Genomic DNA, 15,405 nt, shown 5'->3' with positions numbered 1-15,405 from the left:
GGGGGCTACCGTGGTTTGGGAGCGGACGCTGCGGGACCACTCCAGGGGCTCACCGGATTGCCCATCCAATAGGTCGCGGCTGGAACCGATTCGCCCCTCATCACGAGCGACGCCGGTCCTACCGTTCCACCGCTGCCGATGCTCGCCTGCGGCAGGATGACACCGTGAGGCCCCATGGTTGCTCCGTCTTCGAGGGTAACAGTGTCCAGGCTCATGACGCGGTCGTGGAACAGGTGCGTCTGGACCACGCAGCCTCTGTTGACGGTGGAGTTCCGCCCGAGGGATACGAGGTCAGCTTCGGGGAGCCAATAGCTTTCGCACCACGTTCCGCGGCCGATCCGTGCGCCGAGCGCCCGGAGCCACCAGACCAGGGCCGGCGTGCCGGTTGCTGCGCGGGCGAACCAGGGGGCGCTGACCATTTCGATAAACGTGTCCACCACCTCGTTGCGCCAGATGAAGGAGCTCCAGAGCGGGTGCTCGCCGGCACGGATCCGTCCCACGAGGACCCATTTGGCGACGACGGCGCTGCCCGCGGCCACCGCGCCCGCCAGTAGCATAACGACGCCGCCCAGGGCCGCGGCAATTCCGTAGTTGTACGCGGCGGCCAGCCAGTCGAAGGCAAGCATCACGGCGGCCGCGATGGAGACCGTGGTCATGACGGGAACGAAGCGGCCCAGTTCCCAGAGGCCGCGGGCAATCTTGAGCCGCAGCGGCGGCTGGAAGGTGCGCGTGTCATCCGAAGCGATGGCGGTGCGCCGGAGCCGCACAGGCGGGCTGCCCAGCCACGACGTCCCGGACTTGGCCTTGGCCGGGGTGGCCGACAGGACGGCGACGAGTGAGTTCTTGGGGACGTTCCGGCCGGCAGCGGTCATGCCGGAGTTGCCCAGGAAGGAGCGCTTGCCGATCTTCGCGGGCGCAATCCGCAGCCACCCGCCGTCGAGCTCGTAGGAGGCCACCATGGTGTCGTCGGCCAGGAAGGCGCCCTCGCCCACGGTGGTCATCTTGGGGATGAGCAGGACCGTGGAGGCTTCGACGTTCTTACCGATCTTGGCGCCGAGGAGGCGCAGCCAGACCGGAGTGAAAAGGCTGGCGTAGATCGGGAAGAGCAGGTCGCGGGCCAGATCCAGTACACGTTCCGTGGCCCAGACCTGCCAGCCGATCCGGCTGCGGACGCGGTAGTAGCCCTCCGCCAGGCCTATGCCGAGCAACCGGGTAGTACCCAAAATGAGCAGCAGGTTGACGACGAACCACACGAGGGCCGCGGGTGCGAGGGCGAGCATGAGCTGCGGGACAGCGGCGGAGAGCGATTCACTGCCCCGGATAAAGCCAAAGACCACCAGTGCCGCGGCGGCGGCGGAGACGTAAGGGATCAGGGCCAGCACGGCCGAAGCCACGGCGAATCCGGCGAACCAGAGCCGGCCAATCAGCCGATGTTCTGCGGGAGTATCCGGCAGCGAGTGCTTCGCCTTGCCCCGACGCTCGGCCGGGGACCCGGCAACGTGGTGGCCGGCCTTCACCTTGCCGAGGACGGCCGAGCCCGGCTCCACCTGGGCTCCGGTGCCGATGGAAGCGCCGGGCATCAGCGTGCTGCGCGCCCCGACGCTGGCTCCTGCCCCGATGTGGACGGCCCCGATGTGGACGATGTCCCCGTCGATCCACCAACCGGAAAGATCCACCTCAGGCTCGACGTTGGAGCCACTGCCGAGGGAAAGCAGCCCGGTGACCGGCGGCAGCGAGTGCAGTTGGACGTTGTTGCCGATCTTGGCGCCCAACGCCCGGGCGTAGTACGGCACCCAGGGTGCGCTGGCGAGGCTGATGGCGCCGGCGAGGTCCTGGATCTGTTCGGCCAGCCAGAGGCGCAGGTGCACGCGCCCGGAGCGCGGGTACGTTCCCGGCCCCACCTTCCGGAGCAGGATCCGGGCCGCGGCCACGGAAATCAGCATCCGGCCGGCCGGAGAGACGAAGACGAGCCAGGACGCGGCCACCCACCACCAGGAAACGGTGGGGGCCGCGCTGAAGCCGGCCAAGGCGGCCAGCACGTTGTTAGTCGCCATGAGGTAGGTCAGCCAGCGCATCCCCACCAGGATGTGCAAGGGAATGCCCATCAGCGTCTGAAAGACCTGGGACTTGAACGCGGTGGGGCGCACAGTCCTGGACGGCGCCGGTCCGGCGGCCACTCCGCCGGGAAGCGTCTGGCGGGCCGCATCAATCAGGGCCCCGATCCTGGGCGTGGCATAGATGTCGGCGACCGTGATGGTCGGGTACCGGCCCCTGAGGGCGGAGACCAGTTGGGCAGCGGATAGGGAGCCGCCGCCGTAGGCGAAGAAGTCGGCGTCGAGGCTTGTTACGGGGCTACCCAGGACGGCAGTCCACCGTTCGGCCACCCAGGCGGCATCTTCCGGCAGGTTCAACGGGGCAGCGTCAGCCTCCGCCGCGCCGGTCCCGGTCAGCGGCCAGGGCAGGGCATGACGGTCCACCTTGCCGCTGGTTTTTGTAGGCAGGGAGTCGATGACCGTCAGCAGTGGAATGAGGGGCGCGGGGAGACTCGTCGCCAGGAGTTCGCGGGCTGCCACCAGATCCAGGTCCGCATCAGCGGCGGCCAAATATCCCACCAGGATCTGGTTGCCCGCCGCGGTTGTCCGTACGGCCGCCGCAGCTCCGGCAACGTGGGGGAGGGCCTGCAGGGCGGAGTCAATTTCGCCCAGTTCGATCCGGCGTCCACCGAGCTTGACCTGTTCGTCGGCGCGGCCCATAAAGATCAGTCCGACGGCTTCGTAGCGGACCAGGTCGCCGGAACGGTACGCGCGCTGCCAGCCGAAGGACGGCATGGGCGCGTACTTCTCCCGGTCCTTGTCCGGGTCAAGGTAACGGGCCAGTCCGACGCCGCCGATGATCAGTTCGCCGATGTCCCCTTCGCCGACGGGCAGTCCTTCAGCGTCCACCACGGCCAGGTCCCAGCCGTCCAGCGGTAGTCCGATCCGGACCGGACCGGGACCACCCAGAGGGGCCGCGCAGGCCACTACCGTGGCCTCCGTGGGGCCGTAGGTGTTCCAGACTTCACGGCCCGGGACGGCCAGCCGCTCTGCGAGCTCGGGCGGGCAGGCTTCGCCGCCGAAAATCAGGAGCCGGACACTCTCCAGGGACTCGGCCGGCCAGAGGGCAGCAAGGGTAGGGACAGTGGACACTGCGGTGATGCCGTGGCTGATGAGCCACGGGCCGAGGTCCGTTCCCGTCCTGACCAGGGTACGCGGCGCGGGCACCAGGCAGGCGCCATGACGCCAGGCAAGCCACATTTCCTCGCACGAGGCATCAAAGGCGACGGAAAGCCCTGCCAGCACCCTGTCCTGCGGGCCGAGGGGTTCCTCCTGCAGGAAGATCCGGGCTTCGGCGTCAACAAAGGCAGCGGCGGAGCGGTGCTGGACGGCGACGCCCTTGGGCGTGCCGGTGGATCCGGACGTGAAGATCACCCAGGCGTCATCGCCGGGCCTGGCAGAACGGCGCTCGACAGAACGGTGTTCAGCGCCACGGCGGTCTACGGTGGGCCGGGAGGCCGGCACAATGACCGCGTCCCCATGGGTGAGGACTGCGGTCACTCCTGCCTCGCCGAAGACCAGCCGTGCACGCTCCTCAGGGTCGTCGGCGTCCACTGGCACGTAGGCGGCGCCGACGTGCAGGATGGCGAGAATCGAGATGTAGAGCTCGTTGGTCCCGGACGGAATCCGTACACCGACCCTGTCCCCGGCGCCCAGCCCGGCGGCATGGAGCTCCCGTCCTTTGGCCCGGACTGCGGCCATCAGTTCGGCGTAGCTCAGGGAACGCCGGCCGTCGTCGAGCGCCGACGCCTCCGGGAAACGGGTGGCCGATTCCTCCAGGATGGCCGTCAGGGTCCGCTCGGACGGAGCCAGGGGCGAACCGGCCAGCTGGGGGCGGTACAAGACATCCGGCAGGGATGCGACGACGTTCGACGGATGCTCACTCACGGTCGGATTGTGCCCGGGCAAGGTGAACGGAAGGTGTCCGAGATTGGTTGAAGGTTCATATTCCGTTTATCCGGATCCCATGAATATTTCAGGGAACCAGGAGGACCTTGCCCGTGGTGCGCCGGCCCTCGAGGTCCTCGTGGGCCTGCCGCGCCTCGGCCAGGGGATAGGTGGCACCGATCCGTACCTTCACGCTTCCGTCGGCTACGGCCCCAAAGACCTCGCTGGAGCGCCACCGCCGTTCCTGCGGGTTGGCGAGGAAATGCGCCAATGTCGGCCGCGTCAGCGACAGCGAGCCGCCCGCGTTGAGCCGCTGCGGATCCACCGGCGGCACCGCCCCGGAGGCAGCCCCGAACAGGACGAGGAAGCCGCGGGTGCGAAGGCTGGCAAGCGAGCCATCGAACGTATCTTTCCCGACGCCGTCGTAGACCACCTGGACGCCGGCACCGTCGGTAAGGTCGCGGACTGCTTCTGCGAATCCTTCATAGCGGAGCACAACGTCGGCGCCGGCTCCCTTGGCCAGTGCTTCCTTCTCGTCGGTGGATACCGTGGTGATAACCCGGGCTCCGCGGGCCTTCAGGAGCTGGGTGATCAGCAGTCCTACGCCGCCTGCGCCCGCATGGACCAGCACTGTGTGGCCGGGCTCCACCTTGAAAGATGAATTGATCAGATAATGGGCGGTCATGCCCTGGAGGGGCAACGCCGCCGCCGTCAGAAGGTCCACGCCATCCGGTACGGGGAGCGCTTTCGCAGCGTCCAGCAAGGTGTAGGCGGCGTAGCACTTAGTGCCCTCGGCCGTGGCCACCCGGCTGCCTACGGTAAAACCCTCAACGCCCTCGCCAATTTCCCCGACAACGCCCGCTGCTTCCGCGCCCGGTGTGAAGGGATAGGCAACCTTGTACATGCCGCCGCGCTGGTAGGTGTCAATGAAATTGACGCCCGTGGCCGCCACTTTGATGAGCAACTTGCCAGGGCCCGGCGTCGGACGGTCCACCTCGGCAAGCTCGAGGACTTCCGGACCTCCGGACCGGCGGGCAACGATGGCATGCATAAAGGGTCTCCTCTCCGGGCGGGAATTTCCCGCGGCCGGTGTCTCTGACCATCCTAGGGATACCGCTACCGACGAGGAAGCGACGGCCGGTAGCCGGCCGTCGCTTCAGGTCATGTGGGGGAAAGAATCATGTTGGCGAGCCCGCGTGACCCGGTGTGCGTGCTAGAACCGCCGGGTAACCGTAGCCATAGGGCACTCGAAGTGGCGTCCTGCAGCAAGGCCCACGTCGTTGAGGTAGCGAACGATGATGCCGTAGGACTGCAGCAGCGTGGTTTCCGTGTAGGGAACCTGGTGCTTCTTGCAGTACTCGCGAACGATCTTGGCAGCCTTGTCCAGCTGGGGGCGCGCCATGTCCGGGAAGAGGTGGTGCTCAGCCTGTCGGTTCAGGCCGCCGAGCAGGATGTCCATGAACCGGCCGCCGGAGATGTTCCGTGACGTCAGCACCTGGCGGCTGAAGAAGTCCACGCGGCTGTCCGCGGGCAGGACCGGCATGCCCTTGTGGTTCGGTGCGAAGGAAGCACCCATGTAGAAACCGAAGACGGCGAGCTGCACGCCGATGAAGGCGAACGCCATTCCCAGCGGCAGGAACGTAAACGCCAGCACGGGCAGGAGGCTTAGGCGTACCAGCAAAATGGGAAGCTCTACCCAGCGGTGCGTCACCTTGGCCCGGCGGAAGACGAACTTCACCGAATCGATCTGCAGCCCGAGGCCAACTAGGAACAGCAACGGGAAGAAGAACCAGCCCTGCTTGCGGGTCAGGAATGAAAACCGGCCTTGCCGCGTAGCGGCACCTTCGGTGTGGAAGGCGATGGCCCCGGTGGCAATGTCCGGATCCTTGGAAATGACGTTGGGGTGGTTGTGGTGGGCGCCGTGCTTCTGCTCCCACCAGGAGTAGCTCATGCCTGCCACCGAGGTGGCCAGGATCCGGGCGGTCCAGTCGTTGGCCCGGCGCGATGCGAAGATCTGGCGGTGCCCGGCCTCGTGGGCCAGGAAACTCAGCTGCGTGCAGAGAACCCCGACTGCCGCGGCGATGAGGAGCTGGAACCAGCTGTCGCCGATCAGGGCGAAGCCGAACCAGGTGGCGGCCATCAGGAGGACCAGGCTGGCAAAGAGCGTGATGTAGAAACCGACGCGGCGTTCCAGCAGGCCTTCAGCCTTGACGCTCTTCAACAGCTCCGAATAGCTCAGGACAACGGCGTTGGGCTGCCGGACACGCGATTTAGGGCGCTCTGAAGTGGGGAGGGTGGTGGTCATGGAGCGGGCCTCGTAACTGTTTCGGGCAACGCTGCAGCCGACATTCGGACTGCACGGTCACGATCACCCTCACCCCAGCCTACGCCTGCTTGCCTAACGGCCCTGGGAATCGATGAAACGCCTGATGCATAAATATCGGGCACACTGAATACTTTTGCTGTAAGATTCACGGCATGACTATTTCTGTTGCCGTCTCCGGAGCCAGCGGCTACGCCGGGGGAGAAGTCCTGCGCCTCCTGGCGGGGCATCCGGACGTGACCATCGGTGCCATCACCGCGCATAGCAATGCAGGCTCCCGCCTCGGCGAACTGCAGCCCCATCTGCACGGACTGGCCAGCCGCATCCTGGAAGACACCACGGTGGAGAATCTATCAGGGCACGATGTGGTGTTCCTGGCGCTCCCGCATGGCGCTTCCGCCGAGATTGCGGCGCAGCTTCCCGAAGGCACCGTAGTGATCGACGCCGGCGCAGACCACCGCCTCGAAGATCCGGCCGCGTGGGAAAAGTTCTACGGCTCGGCCCACGCCGGCACCTGGCCCTACGGTCTGCCGGAGCTCCCCGGCCAGCGCGAGGCCCTCAAGGGCGCCACGCGGATCGCCGTCCCGGGCTGCTACCCGACGTCGGCCCTCCTGGCGCTGACGCCCGGGTTTGCCGCCAAGCTGCTCCAGCCGGACGACGTCGTGATCGTTTCCGCTTCCGGCACCTCGGGTGCGGGCAAGGCCGCGAAGGTGAACCTGATCGGCTCTGAGGTGATGGGCTCCATGAGTCCGTACGGCGTGGGCGGCGGTCACCGCCACACCCCCGAGATTGAGCAGGGGCTATCCCGTGCGGCGGGGGAGAGTGTCACGGTGTCCTTCACCCCGACGCTCGCGCCGATGAGCCGCGGCATCCTCACCACCGCCACCGCGAAGGTCAAGCCCGGCACCACCGCGGCGGACCTCCGCCAGGCGTGGGCGGATGCCTACGACGACGAACCGTTTGTCCACCTCCTGCCTGAAGGGCAGTGGCCCGCCACCAAGTCGGTCCAGGGCTCCAACCACGCGGCCATGCAGTTGGCACTGGATGAACACACTGGCCGCGTGATTGTGACGTGCGTCATTGATAACCTCACCAAGGGGACTGCCGGCGGCGCCGTGCAGTCCATGAATATTGCGCTTGGCCTGCCGGAAACCGCCGGCCTCAACCTGCAGGGAGTTGCACCGTGACCGTTACCGCCCCCTTGGGATTCCGCGCCGCAGGCGTCACCGCCGGCCTGAAGACGTCCGGTAAGCCGGACTTCGCCCTGGTCGTCAACGATGGCCCGTCCAAGGCGGCTGCAGCCGTCTTTACCAGCAACCGGGTGGCCGCGGCTCCCGTCCACTGGTCCCGCCAGGTGGTCTCGGACGGCCGCGTGGACGCAGTGGTCCTCAACTCCGGCGGTGCCAACGCCTGTACCGGTCCCCAGGGGTTCCAGAACACCCACAGTACGGCCGAGAAAGTGGCTGCTGTCCTGGGTATCTCGGCGACGGACGTGTTTGTCTGTTCCACCGGCCTGATCGGCGAGCAGCTGCCCATGGACAAGATCCTCCCGGGCGTCGAAGCTGCCTCGGCAGCGCTCAGCACGGACGGCGGGCCGGATGCGGCCAACGCCATCATGACCACCGACTCGGTGCCCAAGTCCGCACTGTTCATCGGCACGGACGCCGACGGCCAGGAGTTCACCATCGGCGGCATCGCCAAGGGCGCCGGCATGCTGGCACCCGGCCTGGCCACCATGCTGGTGGTCCTCACCACTGACGCCGACGTCGAAGCGGAAATGCTCGACGTCGTCCTCCGCGATGCCACGCGCGTCACCTTCGACCGGGCTGATTCGGACGGCTGCATGTCCACCAACGACACCGTGGTGCTGCTGGCTTCCGGCGCGTCCGGCGCGGTCCCGTCCGCGGAAGCCTTTGGTGCAGGGCTGACCCAGGTGTGCGCTGAACTGGCGCGCAAGCTGATCGGGGACGCCGAAGGCGCCAGCCACGATATCGCCATCCGCACGTTCAACGCGGCCACGGAGCGGGACGCCGAAACTGTCAGCCGCTCCGTGGCCCGGTCCAACCTGTTCAAGGCAGCCATCTTCGGCAAGGACCCCAACTGGGGCCGAGTGCTGTCCGCCGTGGGCACCACGGACGCCGTGTTCGAACCGGACCAGCTGAACGTCGCCATCAACGGCATCCAGATCTGCCGCAACGGCAGCATCGGCGACGACCGCAACCTGGTTGACCTCGAACCCCGCGAAGTCCTGGTGGAAATTGACCTTCAGTCCGGGGACGCCGAAGCCACCATCTGGACCAACGACCTCACCCACGACTACGTCCACGAGAACAGCGCCTACTCAAGCTGATCCGCAAGCTAGATCCACCGGCAACCCTGGAGATACTGCACGCATGAACACCCAGACCCGCGAAGCGACGTCCATGAGTGATGCCCAAAGCAAGGCCGGCACGCTGATCGAGGCGCTGCCCTGGATCCAGCGGTTCGCCGGCACCACCATGGTGATCAAATACGGCGGCAACGCCATGGTTAATGACGAACTGCGCCGTGCCTTCGCGGAAGACGTGGTGTTCCTGCACCATGTTGGCATCCACCCCGTGGTGGTCCACGGCGGCGGCCCGCAGATCAACTCGATGCTGGCGCGGCTGGGTATTGAGTCCGAGTTCAAGGGCGGCCTCCGCGTCACCACCCCCGAAGCCATGGACGTTGTCCGGATGGTCCTTACCGGCCAGGTGGGCCGCGAACTGGTGGGCCTGATCAACTCCCACGGCCCCTACGCCGTGGGAATGTCCGGCGAAGACGGTGGCCTGCTCCGTGCCGTCCGGACCGGCACCGTCATTGACGGCGAGGAAGTGGACCTGGGCCTGGTGGGCGAAGTCGTCGGCGTAAACCCCGAGGGCATCCTGGACATCCTGGCAGCCGGCCGCATCCCGGTCATCTCCACCGTGGCCCCGGAAATCGAGTCCGACGGCGTCGAGACGGCAGCCGGAGAGGTCCAGACCACAGGCCAGGTCCTGAACGTCAACGCGGATACTGCTGCGGCGGCCCTGGCCGAAGCGTTGGGGGCGTCCAAACTGGTGATTCTCACCGACGTCGAAGGACTGTACGCCAACTGGCCGGACCGGTCCTCGCTCATCTCCTCCCTCACGGCCTCGGAGCTGCGGCAGCTGCTGCCCTCCCTTGAGTCCGGCATGATCCCCAAGATGGAAGCTTGTCTCAAGGCGATTGACGGCGGAGTGGAACGCGCGCACATCGTGGACGGCCGTCTGCCGCACTCCATGCTCCTGGAAACATTCACCACCGCCGGCATCGGCACACAGGTGGTCCCCGACGGGGACACCGGCAGCGACGCAAAGGGAGTTAACCCATGAGCCAGACGAAGACAGGCAGCCACGCTGCCGCCACCCTGGAGAAGACCCCGGCAGGGGACCTGCTCGACACCACAGGCCACACCAGCGGGGCCGACTGGCTCGCCCGCTATTCCACGTCCCTGATGGGGGTGTTCGGCACTCCGCAGCGGGTCCTGGTCCGCGGCGCCGGCTGCCTGGTATGGGACGCTGACGGCAAGGAGTACCTGGACCTGCTCGGCGGCATCGCCGTCAACGCCCTGGGCCACGCCCACCCGTTTGTCACGTCCGTGATTTCGAGCCAGCTGGCCACCCTTGGCCATGTCTCCAACTTCTTCACCAGCCCCACCCAGATCGCACTGGCCGAAAAGCTGCTGGCACTGACGCACGCCCCGGCGGGCTCCAAGGTGTTCTTCACAAATTCCGGCACCGAGGCCAACGAAGCCGCCTTTAAGCTGGCACGGCGCAACGGGGCCAGCCCCGACGGCACCACTGGCAAGCGCACCAAGATCATCGCCCTGGAAGGTGCCTTCCACGGCCGCACCATGGGTGCCCTGGCCCTGACCGCCAAGGAAGCCTACCGCGCACCGTTCGAGCCGCTGCCCGGCGGCGTGGTCCACATCCCGTTCGGCGACGTCGCAGCCCTGGAAGCAGCCATCGACGAAACCGTGGCCGCCGTCTTCCTGGAGCCCATCCAGGGCGAAGCCGGAGTGCGGCCACTGCCCCCGGGCTACCTGAAGGCAGCCCGCGAGGCGACCACCAAAGCGGGAGCTCTGCTGATCCTGGACGAGGTCCAGACCGGAATCGGCCGGACCGGCAAATGGCTCGCGACGGAGGACGCCGGGATTGTTCCGGACGCCGTCACCCTGGCAAAGGGCCTCGGCGGCGGCTTCCCCATCGGAGCGCTCCTGACGTTCGGTGAGCAGACGTCGTCGCTCCTGACCGCGGGCCAGCACGGCACCACCTTCGGCGGCAACCCGGTGGCGACGGCGGCCGCGCTGGCCACGCTGCACGCCATCGAAAGCCAGCGGGTACTGGAAAATGTTGCTGCCGTGGGGGACTACCTCCGCGCCGGACTCGCCGCCGTCGACGGCGTCACCGAAGTCCGAGGCGAAGGCCTGCTCATCGGCTTCGACCTGGACGCCGCTGTCGCGCCTGCCGTGGTGACGGCCGGCCTGGACGCCGGATTCATCGTCAACAGCCCCGGCCCGCACACCATCCGGCTGGCCCCGCCGCTGGTCCTCACCAAGGACCAGGCAGGCACCTTCCTCGCGGCCCTCCCGGCAATCCTCCAGACAGCTAAGGACGCGCAGTGACCCCTGTAGTTTCTTCCGCCGGAACGGCACCCAGCACCCGCCACTTCCTCAAGGACACGGACCTCAGCCCCGCTGAGCAGGCCGAGGTCCTGGACCTGGCCGTCCGGATGAAGGCAGCGCCGTACAGCGTGCAGCCCTTCGCCGCGGAGCAGCGCGGCCGCAAGACAGTTGCCGTCATCTTCGACAAGACCTCCACCCGTACGCGCGTTTCGTTCGCCACGGGCATCGCGGACATGGGCGGCAACGCCCTGATCATCAACCCGGGCGAGGCCCAGATCGGCCACAAGGAATCTGTCGAGGACACCGCCAAGGTCCTGGAGCGCATGGTCTCCACCATTGTGTGGCGCACCGGCGCGCACTCGGGCCTCGTGGCGATGGCGGAAAACTCCAGGGTGCCCGTTATTAACGCCTTGTGCGATGACTACCACCCGTGCCAGCTCCTGGCGGACCTGCTCGCGGTCAAGGAACACAAGGGCGAGCTCAAGGGCCTCACCATGAGCTACCTGGGCGACGCCGCCAACAACATGGCCAACTCCTATCTCCTGGCGGGCGTCACCGCGGGGATGCACGTCCGCGTCGCGGGTCCGGAAGGTTACCTCCCGGCCGCGAAGATCGTGGCCGCCGCGGAGGAACGCGCCGCGCAGACCGGCGGGTCCGTGCTGGTCACTACTGACGCCGCCGCTGCACTCAAGGGCGCGGACGTTGTGGCCACGGACACGTGGGTCTCCATGGGCCAGGAAGCCGAAAAGGAAGCCCGGCTGCGGCTGTTCCGGGAGTACTCCGTGGATGAGGCGGCCATGGCACACGCGGCGGACGACGCCGTCGTGCTTCACTGCCTGCCCGCGTACCGCGGCTACGAGATTTCGGCGGGGGTCATCGACGGCCCCCAGTCGATCGTGTGGGACGAGGCCGAGAACCGGCTGCACGCGCAGAAGGCCCTGATGGCCTGGCTGATGCACCAGTCGGGACTCGCCGTCGTCGAAGGCCTGGCCCTGGTGGACGGGCTGGCGCCACGGGAGGTTGGCAACTAGTGTCCGTCCCGCCGGCATCGCCGGGCTCCAGTCCGGCCACCAAAACAGCCCGCCAGGCGCGCATCACCGCCATCCTGACGGGTGAATCGGTGCGCTCCCAGGCGGAGCTGGCCGCTTTGCTGGCGGACGACGGCGTCCAGGTCACCCAGGCCACGCTCTCCCGGGACCTCGTGGAACTCGGCGCCGTCCGCGTCCGCGGCAAGGAAGGCGTGCTGGTTTACGCCGTCCCCGGCGAGGGCGGCGAACGTGCGGCCAAGAGCGGGGTTAGCCAGGAGATCCTCGATGCCAGGCTTGCCCGGCTGTGCAGCGAACTTCTGGTCACGGCGGAAGCCTCGGCCAACATCGCGGTGCTCCGGACCCCGCCCGGTGCGGCCAACTTCCTGGCACTGGCCATCGACCACTCGGTGATGCCCTCCATCCTGGGGACCATTGCCGGTGACGACACCGTGCTGCTGGTCTCCCGCGATCCCCAGGGCGGGCAGGACCTCGCGGTCCGGTTCCTGCAGCTCGCCGAGGAAGCCGGCGGCAGCCAGTAACGGCGCACGCCGCCAGAACACCCTCCCGGTGTGACAGGCTTTCCCCAGAACGTTTTTCCCCGAAGAATTTCCCCGACAATATCTACAACCCCAATTAGGAGCATTTTCGTGACTGAGCGCATTGTTCTGGCCTACTCCGGTGGCCTCGATACTTCCGTAGCCATCGGCTGGATCGGTGAAGCCACCGGTGCCGAGGTCATCGCCGTGGCGGTCGACGTCGGACAGGGCGGCGAGTCCCTCGAGACCATCCGCCAGCGTGCACTGGGCTGCGGCGCCGTCGAGGCATACGTGGCCGACGCGTCCGACGAGTTCGCCAACGAATACTGCATGCCCACGCTGAAGGCCAACGCCCTCTACCAGGGCCACTACCCGCTGGTTTCCGCCATCTCCCGGCCGGTCATCGTCAAGCACCTGGTCAAGGCCGCCCGTGAATTCGGCGCCACCACCGTGGCCCACGGCTGCACCGGCAAGGGCAACGACCAGGTCCGCTTCGAGGTGGGCATCCAGACCCTCGGCCCGGACCTGAAGTGCATCGCACCTGTCCGCGACCTCGCCCTCACCCGCGACAAGGCCATCGCCTTCGCCGAGGAAAAGGGACTGCCGATCGAGACCACCAAAAAGAACCCGTACTCGATCGACCAGAACGTCTGGGGACGCGCCGTCGAAACCGGTTACCTCGAGGACATCTGGAACGCGCCCACCAAGGACATCTACGACTACACCGCGACGCCGGAGTTCCCGCCGGCCCCGGATGAGGTCACCATTTCCTTCGAAGCCGGCGTGCCGGTAGCGATCGACGGCGTCCGGGTCACCCCGCTGCAGGCCATCAAAGAACTCAACCGCCGCGCCGGCGCGCAGGGCGTGGGCCGGATCGACGTCGTCGAGGACCGCCTCGTGGGCATCAAGTCCCGCGAGATCTACGAAGCCCCGGGTGCCATGGCGCTGATCACCGCGCACAAGCACCTCGAGGACATCACCATCGAGCGCGAGCAGGCCCGCTTCAAGGCCTCTGTTGGCCAGCGCTGGGCCGAACTGGTCTACGACGGCCAGTGGTTCTCACCGCTCAAGCGCTCCCTGGATGCCTTCATCGAGGACACCCAGCAGTACGTCTCCGGTGACATCCGCATGGTGCTGCACGGTGGACAGGCGATCGTGAACGGACGGCGTTCCGAGACTTCCCTCTACGACTTCGACCTCGCCACCTACGACACCGGCGACACGTTCGACCAGTCCATGGCGCGCGGCTTCATCGAACTGTGGGGCATGTCCGCCAAGGTTGCCTCCGGCCGCGATATCCGCGTCGCAGGACAGTAAACCGTTGGCTGAGCAGACCCCGGTTCCGACAGGCTCAACCACCGGCTCGACGAACACGGGCGCACTGTGGGGTGGCCGGTTCGCCGGCGGCCCCGCAGATGCCCTCGCGGCCCTGAGCAAGTCCACGCACTTTGACTGGCGGTTGGCCCGCTACGACATCGCCGGCTCCAAAGCTCACGCCCGCGTGCTGCACAAGGCCGGGCTGCTGGACGACGCTGAGCTCGAAGGCATGCTGGACGCCCTGAGCCGGCTGGATGACGACGTCGCCTCCGGCGCGTATCTTCCGGCCGAGTCCGATGAAGACGTGCACGGGTCACTGGAGCGCGGCCTGATCGAGCGCGCCGGCACCCAGCTGGGTGGCAAGCTCCGCGCCGGACGGTCCCGCAACGACCAGGTGGCCACGCTGGGACGTATGTTCCTGCGTGACCACGCCCGGATCATTGCGCGCGGCGTGCTGGCAACCATCGAGTCGCTGGTGGGGCAGGCCAAGGCCCACCAGGGCGTGGCCATGCCCGGACGTACGCACCTGCAGCACGCCCAGCCCATCCTGCTCAGCCACCACCTGCTGGCCCATGCCTGGGCGCTGCTGCGCGATGTGCAGCGGCTCCAGGACTGGGACAAGCGCGCAGGGGTTTCGCCTTACGGCTCCGGTGCCCTCGCGGGCTCGTCGCTGGGCCTGGACCCGGAGGCCGTCGCGGCTGACCTGGGCTTCTTCTCCGCCACCCACAACTCGATTGACGGCACCGCATCGCGCGATGTCTTCGCCGAGTTTGCGTGGGTTACGGCCATGATCGGCGTGGACCTGTCCCGCGTCTCGGAGGAAGTCATCCTCTGGGCCACCAAGGAGTTCTCCTTTGTGACCCTGCACGATTCCTACTCCACCGGTTCCTCGATCATGCCGCAGAAAAAGAATCCGGACGTCGCCGAGCTTGCCCGCGGCAAGGCAGGGCGCCTGATCGGCAACCTGACCGGGCTGCTGGCCACGCTCAAGGGCCTGCCGCTCGCGTACAACCGCGACCTGCAGGAGGACAAAGAACCGGTCTTCGACGCCGCCGACACCCTCGAGCTGCTGCTCCCGGCTGTCTCGGGGATGATCGCGACGCTGAAGTTCAACACGGAACGGATGGAGTCGCTGGCACCCCAAGGCTTCGCGCTGGCCACGGACATCGCCGAATGGCTGGTCCGCCAGGGCGTTCCGTTCCGCGAGGCACACGAGCTCTCCGGAGCGGCCGTGAAGCAGGCCGAAAGCCGCGACGTGGAGCTGTGGGACCTGACGGATGAGGAATACCTTGCCATCTCGGAGCACCTGACTCCGGAGGTCCGCACGGTCCTGTCCACCGAGGGGTCGCTCAAGAGCCGCAACTCCCAGGGCGGCACCGCACCCGCCGCCGTCGAACGCCAGCTGGTTGCTCTCGAAGGCGAGCTTGCAGGCGTGCGCGGGTACGCGGGCTAGCTACATGCGAGATGGCATTTCGCGGCAGTGCTTTTCCCAAACACCGCCGTGAAATGCCATCTCGTTCTGCGTTAAGGGCTGTTAACTCTGTCGGATACTATGGCG

Annotated in this window: 11 protein-coding genes; 8 read left to right on the top strand and 3 right to left on the bottom strand. The window is 67.2% G+C overall.

Features of this window, described 5'->3' with window-relative positions:
• Positions 1–5 precede the first annotated feature (5 nt).
• The 3 genes from ACQCSW_RS13890 to ACQCSW_RS13880 all read right to left on the bottom strand — a co-directional run bounded on the left by ACQCSW_RS13890 (position 6) and on the right by ACQCSW_RS13880 (position 6,285).
• The gene (locus ACQCSW_RS13890) at positions 6–3,980 is read right to left on the bottom strand and encodes a Pls/PosA family non-ribosomal peptide synthetase (RefSeq protein ID WP_426986757.1); all 3,975 of its coding nucleotides are present in this window, start codon (positions 3,978–3,980) and stop codon (positions 6–8) included.
• A gap of 88 nt (positions 3,981–4,068) precedes the next feature.
• Positions 4,069–5,031 (bottom strand): quinone oxidoreductase family protein, encoded by a 963-nt coding sequence (locus ACQCSW_RS13885; RefSeq protein WP_426986755.1) that lies wholly within the window; start codon positions 5,029–5,031, stop codon positions 4,069–4,071.
• 162 nt (positions 5,032–5,193) lie between these two features.
• Positions 5,194–6,285, bottom strand: a complete 1,092-nt coding sequence (locus tag ACQCSW_RS13880; RefSeq protein WP_104063390.1) for a fatty acid desaturase family protein — start codon at positions 6,283–6,285, stop codon at positions 5,194–5,196.
• A gap of 173 nt (positions 6,286–6,458) precedes the next feature.
• Here ACQCSW_RS13880 and argC point away from each other — a divergent pair, with 173 nt between their 5' ends.
• The 8 genes from argC to argH all read left to right on the top strand — a co-directional run bounded on the left by argC (position 6,459) and on the right by argH (position 15,300).
• Positions 6,459–7,490, top strand: coding sequence for an N-acetyl-gamma-glutamyl-phosphate reductase (gene argC / locus ACQCSW_RS13875; protein WP_426986752.1), 1,032 nt, complete (start codon positions 6,459–6,461; stop codon positions 7,488–7,490).
• The gene (gene argJ / locus ACQCSW_RS13870; protein ID WP_111906506.1) at positions 7,487–8,653 is read left to right on the top strand and encodes a bifunctional glutamate N-acetyltransferase/amino-acid acetyltransferase ArgJ; all 1,167 of its coding nucleotides are present in this window, start codon (positions 7,487–7,489) and stop codon (positions 8,651–8,653) included. Before argC ends, argJ begins: the two co-directional genes overlap by 4 nt.
• Before the next feature lie 43 nt (positions 8,654–8,696).
• Positions 8,697–9,674: an acetylglutamate kinase gene (gene argB, locus ACQCSW_RS13865; RefSeq protein WP_426986750.1), complete on the top strand. Its 978-nt coding sequence runs from the start codon at positions 8,697–8,699 to the stop codon at positions 9,672–9,674.
• Positions 9,671–10,966 (top strand): acetylornithine transaminase, encoded by a 1,296-nt coding sequence (locus ACQCSW_RS13860; RefSeq protein WP_426986748.1) that lies wholly within the window; start codon positions 9,671–9,673, stop codon positions 10,964–10,966. Before argB ends, ACQCSW_RS13860 begins: the two co-directional genes overlap by 4 nt.
• Positions 10,963–11,997 (top strand): ornithine carbamoyltransferase, encoded by a 1,035-nt coding sequence (gene argF, locus ACQCSW_RS13855; protein WP_426986746.1) that lies wholly within the window; start codon positions 10,963–10,965, stop codon positions 11,995–11,997. The genes ACQCSW_RS13860 and argF overlap by 4 nt, the downstream gene beginning before the upstream one ends.
• Complete coding sequence (locus ACQCSW_RS13850) at positions 11,997–12,533, top strand: arginine repressor (RefSeq protein ID WP_111906510.1); 537 nt, start codon at positions 11,997–11,999, stop codon at positions 12,531–12,533. The genes argF and ACQCSW_RS13850 overlap by 1 nt, the downstream gene beginning before the upstream one ends.
• 108 nt (positions 12,534–12,641) lie before the next feature.
• Entirely contained in the window at positions 12,642–13,847 is a 1,206-nt protein-coding gene (locus ACQCSW_RS13845) for an argininosuccinate synthase (RefSeq protein WP_426986744.1), read from the top strand.
• 4 nt (positions 13,848–13,851) lie between these two features.
• Positions 13,852–15,300 carry an argininosuccinate lyase gene (argH, locus tag ACQCSW_RS13840; RefSeq protein ID WP_354250323.1) on the top strand — a complete coding sequence of 483 codons (1,449 nt, stop codon included), beginning with the start codon at positions 13,852–13,854 and terminating at the stop codon, positions 15,298–15,300.
• Positions 15,301–15,405 lie beyond the last annotated feature (105 nt).

Source organism: Pseudarthrobacter sp. Y6, assembly GCF_050156205.1.
Taxonomy (GTDB): domain Bacteria; phylum Actinomycetota; class Actinomycetes; order Actinomycetales; family Micrococcaceae; genus Arthrobacter.
The sequence above is the reverse complement of the archived record's forward strand: the minus strand, read 5'-3'. Positions and strand labels throughout refer to the sequence as shown.

What these genes read in the sequence shown, in the direction of transcription:
- ACQCSW_RS13860 (WP_426986748.1), top strand. Translation starts at nt 9,671, where the DNA reads ATGAGCCAGACGAAGACAGGCAGCCACGCTGCCGCCACCCTGGAGAAG.
- ACQCSW_RS13880 (WP_104063390.1), bottom strand. Translation starts at nt 6,285, where the DNA reads ATGACCACCACCCTCCCCACTTCAGAGCGCCCTAAATCGCGTGTCCGG.
- ACQCSW_RS13885 (WP_426986755.1), bottom strand. Translation starts at nt 5,031, where the DNA reads ATGCATGCCATCGTTGCCCGCCGGTCCGGAGGTCCGGAAGTCCTCGAG.
- argC (WP_426986752.1), top strand. Translation starts at nt 6,459, where the DNA reads ATGACTATTTCTGTTGCCGTCTCCGGAGCCAGCGGCTACGCCGGGGGA.
- argB (WP_426986750.1), top strand. Translation starts at nt 8,697, where the DNA reads ATGAACACCCAGACCCGCGAAGCGACGTCCATGAGTGATGCCCAAAGC.